Origin of the sequence: Streptomyces hazeniae (assembly GCF_031845485.1) — a bacterium.
GTDB classification, from domain to species: Bacteria; Actinomycetota; Actinomycetes; order Streptomycetales; family Streptomycetaceae; genus Streptomyces; species Streptomyces hazeniae.
Window position 1 is genome coordinate 1 of sequence record NZ_JAVREQ010000262.1, and the last position, 383, is coordinate 383.

Annotated in this window: 1 protein-coding gene and 1 pseudogene; both read left to right on the plus strand. The window is 68.1% G+C overall.

The window, feature by feature from the left end:
• A pseudogene (locus RM572_RS29630) lies at positions 1 to 183 on the plus strand (hypothetical protein); the annotation flags it as partial.
• A 5-nt stretch (positions 184 to 188) separates the two neighbouring features.
• Positions 189 to 383: hypothetical protein (locus RM572_RS29635; RefSeq protein ID WP_311676420.1), on the plus strand; the 195-nt coding region annotated here is incomplete at its 3' end.

A 383-nucleotide genomic window follows, 5' to 3' on the forward strand; every position in this document is an offset into this window, starting at 1 on the left:
GAGGTGGTCCTGGACCAGGCCAGCCTGCACTCCAAGCACAACGTCACGCCCTATCACGGGTGGGAACTGACCGGCAGTGTGGTCGCCACCTATCTGCGCGGCCAGTTGGTCTACGAGAAGGGGGAGGTGGTCGGTGCGCCGGCCGGGCGACAGGTGAAGCCGGTACGGGCGGTCATGCGATGACCGGGATGACGCTCCTGGAGGCCGACGGCGCGGCCACGATCCGTGCCGCGGTGGCGCGGTGCATCGACGAGGTACGAAGCGTTTCATCTGGATTGTCATCCGGATCGGCGGGGCCGGATCAGACCGTGATCGCGGGAATCGGCACCACCGCCGCGCATGCGCTGAAGGGCAGGCTGCTGCACGACGCACTGCTCGCCGAG